The sequence below is a fragment of the Vreelandella lionensis genome (assembly GCF_002087295.1).
GTDB classification, from domain to species: domain Bacteria; phylum Pseudomonadota; class Gammaproteobacteria; order Pseudomonadales; family Halomonadaceae; genus Vreelandella; species Vreelandella lionensis.
In genome coordinates this window covers 1-5,498 of the sequence record NZ_MWVI01000045.1, presented here as the reverse complement: position 1 = coordinate 5,498, position 5,498 = coordinate 1, and the positions used below count along the sequence as shown (strand labels likewise).

Below are 5,498 nucleotides of genomic sequence, written 5' to 3'. Positions count from 1 at the left end.
TGTCCGGGATTAGTTGACCACTACAGCCAGAGGAGCCACCACACCTCCCTGATGACGACGACGATCCTGATGATTGGGATTATCACAGCGGCAGATAGTGAGGAATTCTCATGAATACAAGTGCCACTGGCCAAAAGGCAGACGTTTCTTACAAAGCTAAAGCCGAAACCCAATACTCCATTCGCTACCTTCTGCTCCAAGAAAGGCTGTTCCATCGAGTGGCTAACGCTTTCAAGTTCATAAACTTGTTGGGAGGGAGCGCTGCATTTTTTAGCGTCCTCGTTAACCAGACGCCCATCGCTGCAGTCAGCGGCTTGTTGGTCGCAATAACAACCACCCTGGATATTGTCATCAAGACTGATGAAAGAGCTCGCCAATGCTTGGACGTAAGGTTGAGATACCAAAAGCTGCTTAATGACAGAAGGCGTTACACCCCTGAGGAATACGAGTTTGAGTCTGGAAAAATTGGCATGATGCAAGCTCCATCGATATCGGGACTTCAGTATCCGGCCTATAACGACACAGTGAGGCAGCTTGGTCATTCGAAGCGCGTGCGACGCCTGACAAAGTGGCAAAGCTTCCTGAAATGCATGGTTTAATGCTACGTCTTGGCTCAAGTGAGGCTGCTTCATACCACCTCCCACAAATAGAAAGCCACGCCGCCGCCCACTACAGTGGTAGTTGCGACACCACCCACCAACAGAAGGAAAACGGCGTGGCTAAACCGGTTTAAACGCACCTGGCCGCCCAGATTGAAAAGACCGACGCCCCTAGGCATGAGAAGAACCTCCTGCGCCAGCAGCTTCGGGCGCTTTCGGCAGAGGCCCAGCCAGCCAACTGATTCACCTAGGCCTTGAGGCGGTTCCTCGCTCCATCCAAGCGCTGAAAACACTGATCGACCCATGACCACATCAATCTGCTTGAACAGCAGATACCCCGTGGACAGGCAAAAACACAGGTACTCCACTGGTTGAGCACGGCAGGCGAAGCGCAGCTCTAAGGCTTGCCCCTTGCCCTCCTCGAACCAAACACGGCTATCGAGCATGTGGGCAGCGCTGGGGAAGCCAGAGCGGGCGTCGTCAAAGAATGGCGTTGCCTTCATTGGCTCGCCAATGAGCTATCGGTAAGTAGTTGGCTCATGGCTGCCCCTCTTTCAGCGCCAGCCCCACCGCCATGATCAGCGCCAGCGCGCCATCGATGCGCTGGCCTGGGGAGCGGCTGGGGTAATGCTGAGTGAGTGGTGATGACGGCGGAGAGCCCTTATCCAGCACTTGCAGCACATGCTGGGTCAGAACGGCATCACCGGAATGGAACAGCTGCCCTTCACAAACCCACTGGCGGGCGGCCTGCATGGCGGGGGAAATATTGGCAACGGTGCAGCGGAACGGTGCCACCGATAAGCCAACGCCTGACAGCACCATGGCGGTCGTGGTATCTCGCCACGGGTCATAGGCGATGGGGCCCGCGCCTTTTAGAAATGTGGCTAGCTCGTCGGCGCTCTCCGTTTGGTAGAACAGCACTTCATAGCGATCGCTAGCCGTTTTTGTCAGCTTCACTGCTGAAACAGGTGCTTGACGGCCAGTGCAAATAGCCGCCCACTTTGCGACGGGGGGCGCCACATTCAGGATGCTCGCCGCATTCTTCCAGGATTGAGCAGGCATCCAGAGCGGATATGGTGTAGGCACTTGTGAGAGTTGCGTGCATTGCTGCAGGTCTGAAAGCGCACGGTCTAACGCCTCACCCTGACCTGCCCGTGTGGCACGCACAACAAAGTAGAGACGACGTAGCAAGTTCATACCGCCTCCCACTTATAGAAAGCCACACCGAAGCCCGCTAAGGTGTTAGTTGCGACACCATCCACCAATAGAAGGAAAGCGGAGTGGGTAAACATATTGATTACGATAAACGCTGGTATGACTTGCTCGATAAAGCAGCAGGTGGTGATCGTGGTGTGATTGACAGCATGACACCCCAAAAAGCAGACGAAGCTATCTTGGTTGCTTTTCGCCATTTCCTGTTGGAGTGCTATGCAGATCAAATTTTGTACGAAATGGGGCGGGCACTGACACATGACGATAGCGAACAAGCCCTCCGCATGAAGGTAGTTTCTTTGCATCACTGGAAGCCCGACGACGTAGAAGCCTTGGATACTGAGGCTCTGATTTATGCATTGAGTGGAGAGCTCTCGCATTTCAAGCTTCCTTCTGACGCAGTTGAAGTGGTTCAACCTCAAATGAATCGTCGTCCTTATCTAAGTGGCGCCCTCTCTCATCACCAGCCGGAATAAGTGACTGACCAATAGGCGTATAAGCCAACCCCAAGCGCTGGCGCACTTTGCAGAGCTGCGCCAGCGCCTCCTCCTCCGCTTCTCGATGTTTCCGTGCGCACTTTTCCGCTTCTGCTGCTGAATTACGTGACGCGACAACCCAGCCAATCAAGTGGGCGAGTTCCACCTCCAGCTCCCACTGCTGCATGTCATCGATATTTCTAAGCATCTCGGCACCTCATTAGACCTGTATACCCATTCACGGCTTTGCAGCCGGTGCGCACGCACCAACGGAACGGATATGCTGTTGAGTATTGGCGGCCAGTTCCGGCCAGATCGTGGACCAGTCTTTCGGGCGTAGGGCTTTGCGCGTACACCGCGCCGCCGTTGCACGCTCGATACGGGCAGCGATTTCGGGCGACGCCTGTTTATGGCCATACGCAATCTGGCGGAGGTAGGCACGGGTGGTGCCGGTTTGAAGCACCTGGTCATCAGAGGCGTGGCGTAGCCAATCGAGAAGGGATTGTTGTCGCGTTTTCATCGGAAGCTCCAAAGCACTGTATGCACAAACAGACCAACGCCGTGGGCTGTGCTGTCTTGAGCGATTGCATACACTGGGATCATTAAGTGGAGGCCTCTTCCGAGGGCGGCTGAACAAAAACAGACGGGCAAAGCTGAGCAGCGGTGAACCTACCTTCCGTCAACTTCTCAGCTCTCAGAGCAACTGCAGGAGACATTCCATGCTTCCCACGTACCCAGTTGGAAACAGCCCCCTGGTTAACGTTGAGAGCCTCTGCGGTTTGGCTCTGCCCGCCAAAATGGCTAACAAGACTTTTAAATACAGTGTCCATCGGTCGCCCTCTTATGCGAACTCTCATATAATAGACTATGCGCAAACTCATTTGCAACGCTATGAGGGCGCGCATAATAATTCATTCATGGAACTCAAAGACCGAATCAGGGTGGCACGCAAGCAGGCAAAGCTGAGTCAAGTACAGGCGGCCGAAAAAGCGGGCATAGACCAAGCCACCATTTCAAACCTGGAGCGCGGCAGACACCACAGCTCTACACATCTGCTAAAAATCGCGGACGCTTTAGGTGTGAGCTATCGCTGGCTAACAACAGGCCTCGGTGAAATGAAAGGCGTAGAAGACGAGCGCTACAGCCAAATTGCTAACACAAGCCCCACTACTCAGCCTTTTCGCTACTACCGATACCCTGTTATCTCCAGTGTTAAGGCTGGCAAGTTCGCAGAGTGCGTAGTGCCGTACCCCTCCGGTATGGAAGATCAACATGAGAGCACCGACTATGACGCTAAAGGGCCAGCTTTTTGGTTAGAGGTCTCAGGGGATTCAATGACCGCGCCAGCAGGCGTTAGACCAAGCATCCCTGAGGGAACACTGGTGCTGGTCGATACTGGCATTGAAGCGATGCCCGGCAAGCTCGTGGTTGCACAGCTTGATGAAAGCAACGAAGCCACTTTCAAAAAACTGATCATCGACGGCGGGCAGAAGTATCTAAAGCCTCTCAATCCAGCCTACCCACTGATTCCCATAAATGGTAACTGTCGCATCATTGGGGTAGCAGTAGAAGCCAAAACAAAGCTTTAGCAAGGAGGCTTGATGGGCAAAACCAAAAGAGTGAGCTATGCCCTTGCCACTGAATTCATTCATAAAGAAAAAACTTGGGTAGGTCCCAAGACTTTTGCCAAAGGCTGGGTAGGTTCAGATAGCACACCTTCGACCTTCAAAATCCGTGCCCCTCTAGAAGTCGAAGGAATGATCATAGAAGGCTGTTTTGCTGAGGTGCTCTACAAAAGGTCACCTAGCGGCTTAGCAAGAGATACTTTCTCAGCATCGTTTTTTGTAGATAATGCGCGTATTGTTGGCATAGATGATGGAAAGCCATCTACCCACACTAACCGGGTAGGTGCTGACCTGGATCATTATGGGCAAATCATCCCCCACCCACACCTACATTTGCCGATTGAGTCAGCTAGCTATGGCTATGCCATTCCGCTTGTACCAATGAGCACACCTGCACTTTGGCAGCTATTCTTGAATGAAGCAGGTATCAGATCGGCACCTGATTTCACTATGCCCCCTGAAGAACAAGGGAGTTTATTACCATGAACTGTATGCACATCAAGGAGGCGCTTGGGTATCAATGCACCCCTGTAAAGGAGGGTGTCTTTTTCCTTAATTCAGCTTTCACGCATGGGTATGACCCTGAGTCTCTGGGCGCCTATGTCGTGGATGATGGGCAAGGAAAGCTGACAATCACCGATGACGGCAATCAGCTTTTTACAGCACAGACCCATGGCGTTAACATCACCCCGCGACGTATTAGAAAGCTGGATGAACTGCTATCAGCCTATCAACTTTCAATCAAAAACACTGGCGAAGTCACCGGTACCTGCCGAGAGGAAGAGGTCGGCCACTTTTTATCCAGATATTTTGAGGCATCCATTCGCCTAAGCGATGCGATTAGCGAGATGTTTCCGGGCGCCCCCAAGAGTTTTGAAGACAGGGTTGGTGACATTCTAAACAAAGGGCTGACTAAGCAACGAATCACGCGCAACTTCACTACCCAGGGGTCTAGTGGCCACCAGCTCACGTTCCCTTTCGCAATTGATGCTAATACAGACCATGCCAAAGTTATTCAGCCTATTTCTACTCGCGGGCAAGATCCTCGCTGGTCCACCGTCATGCAAACCCTCGGCAAGCTAGTAGAGTTCAAACAAGCGCACGAAAGTACCCAAGCCTTCGTTATTCTGGAGCCCGGCGCTAATGCTGAAGGCGCTGCACAGGCCAAGGCTGCTTTAGTGAAGTATGCCAACATCCTCGAACTCAGCAGTGATGATCTACTGATAAACCGCTTAGCCGCTTAGCCCTTATCGTTTTTTCATATAACTAGCCGCCCATCGAGGCGGTTTTTTATGCTCTGCTCCTAACATCTACGCTAGCTTTAAAGGCAGTTTTCCCATTTTGTAAGAGATCTCTTACAAACAATCATTAGGCATTATGTCAAGATAGCTCCTGACAAAGTATCACAACCACAACTACCCTTTAGGGAGCTAGCCATGTCTGATGGTGCCATTTTCTTACTCATTCTTATCGCGCTAATACTTTCTGGGTGGGTAGTAGCCTTCTCTTTCCGGAGGGAGCTCAACCAGCAGAAAAAAGAGACCGAGCGCGTGCGTCGGTAATCCCCCCGAAAAACCAGGGTGCTC

Annotated in this window: 10 protein-coding genes; 6 read left to right on the top strand and 4 right to left on the bottom strand. The window is 52.3% G+C overall.

From position 1 onward, the window contains the following. Positions 1 to 110: 110 nt before the first annotated feature. Positions 111 to 599 (top strand): hypothetical protein, encoded by a 489-nt coding sequence (locus B4967_RS05415; RefSeq protein WP_083024076.1) that lies wholly within the window; start codon positions 111 to 113, stop codon positions 597 to 599. Positions 600 to 628: 29 nt separating this feature from the next. On the opposite strand, the gene B4967_RS05410 is transcribed toward B4967_RS05415, so the two are convergent. Further along, positions 629 to 1,102 carry a hypothetical protein gene (locus B4967_RS05410; protein ID WP_083024075.1) on the bottom strand — a complete coding sequence of 158 codons (474 nt, stop codon included), beginning with the start codon at positions 1,100 to 1,102 and terminating at the stop codon, positions 629 to 631. Positions 1,103 to 1,136: 34 nt separating this feature from the next. Then, the gene (locus B4967_RS05405; protein WP_083024073.1) at positions 1,137 to 1,796 is read right to left on the bottom strand and encodes a terminase TerL endonuclease subunit; all 660 of its coding nucleotides are present in this window, start codon (positions 1,794 to 1,796) and stop codon (positions 1,137 to 1,139) included. Positions 1,797 to 1,879: 83 nt separating this feature from the next. On the opposite strand from B4967_RS05405, the gene B4967_RS17770 reads away from it, so the two are divergent. Next, a complete protein-coding gene (locus tag B4967_RS17770; protein ID WP_139794416.1) occupies positions 1,880 to 2,287 on the top strand; it encodes a hypothetical protein in 408 nt (135 codons plus the stop codon). Positions 2,288 to 2,525: 238 nt separating this feature from the next. On the opposite strand, the gene B4967_RS05390 is transcribed toward B4967_RS17770, so the two are convergent. Together B4967_RS05390 and B4967_RS05385 are read right to left on the bottom strand one after the other, a co-directional pair. Further along, positions 2,526 to 2,807 carry a helix-turn-helix domain-containing protein gene (locus tag B4967_RS05390; protein WP_083024068.1) on the bottom strand — a complete coding sequence of 94 codons (282 nt, stop codon included), beginning with the start codon at positions 2,805 to 2,807 and terminating at the stop codon, positions 2,526 to 2,528. A gap of 82 nt (positions 2,808 to 2,889) precedes the next feature. Next, entirely contained in the window at positions 2,890 to 3,117 is a 228-nt protein-coding gene (locus tag B4967_RS05385) for a transcriptional regulator (RefSeq protein WP_083024078.1), read from the bottom strand. Between B4967_RS05385 and B4967_RS05380 the strand changes: the two genes are divergently transcribed. The 4 genes from B4967_RS05380 (at position 3,007) to B4967_RS20120 (ending at position 5,474) form a co-directional block, all read left to right on the top strand. Next, positions 3,007 to 3,876, top strand: a complete 870-nt coding sequence (locus B4967_RS05380; protein WP_243470354.1) for a LexA family protein — start codon at positions 3,007 to 3,009, stop codon at positions 3,874 to 3,876. The two genes, B4967_RS05385 and B4967_RS05380, sit on opposite strands and share 111 nt — an antisense overlap. Before the next feature lie 12 nt (positions 3,877 to 3,888). Next, entirely contained in the window at positions 3,889 to 4,398 is a 510-nt protein-coding gene (locus B4967_RS05375) for a hypothetical protein (protein ID WP_083024064.1), read from the top strand. Further along, complete coding sequence (locus B4967_RS05370; protein WP_083024062.1) at positions 4,395 to 5,156, top strand: DUF1828 domain-containing protein; 762 nt, start codon at positions 4,395 to 4,397, stop codon at positions 5,154 to 5,156. The genes B4967_RS05375 and B4967_RS05370 overlap by 4 nt, the downstream gene beginning before the upstream one ends. 192 nt (positions 5,157 to 5,348) lie before the next feature. Further along, on the top strand, positions 5,349 to 5,474 hold the full coding sequence (locus B4967_RS20120; protein WP_279384656.1) for a hypothetical protein: 126 nt from the start codon (positions 5,349 to 5,351) through the stop codon (positions 5,472 to 5,474). Positions 5,475 to 5,498 lie beyond the last annotated feature (24 nt).

Coding starts and splice junctions, on each gene's coding strand:
- B4967_RS05415 (WP_083024076.1), top strand. CDS start 111: ATGAATACAAGTGCCACTGGCCAAAAGGCAGACGTTTCTTACAAAGCT.
- B4967_RS05410 (WP_083024075.1), bottom strand. CDS start 1,102: ATGAAGGCAACGCCATTCTTTGACGACGCCCGCTCTGGCTTCCCCAGC.
- B4967_RS05405 (WP_083024073.1), bottom strand. CDS start 1,796: ATGAACTTGCTACGTCGTCTCTACTTTGTTGTGCGTGCCACACGGGCA.
- B4967_RS05390 (WP_083024068.1), bottom strand. CDS start 2,807: ATGAAAACGCGACAACAATCCCTTCTCGATTGGCTACGCCACGCCTCT.
- B4967_RS05380 (WP_243470354.1), top strand. CDS start 3,007: ATGCTTCCCACGTACCCAGTTGGAAACAGCCCCCTGGTTAACGTTGAG.
- B4967_RS05385 (WP_083024078.1), bottom strand. CDS start 3,117: ATGGACACTGTATTTAAAAGTCTTGTTAGCCATTTTGGCGGGCAGAGC.
- B4967_RS05375 (WP_083024064.1), top strand. CDS start 3,889: ATGGGCAAAACCAAAAGAGTGAGCTATGCCCTTGCCACTGAATTCATT.
- B4967_RS05370 (WP_083024062.1), top strand. CDS start 4,395: ATGAACTGTATGCACATCAAGGAGGCGCTTGGGTATCAATGCACCCCT.
- B4967_RS20120 (WP_279384656.1), top strand. CDS start 5,349: ATGTCTGATGGTGCCATTTTCTTACTCATTCTTATCGCGCTAATACTT.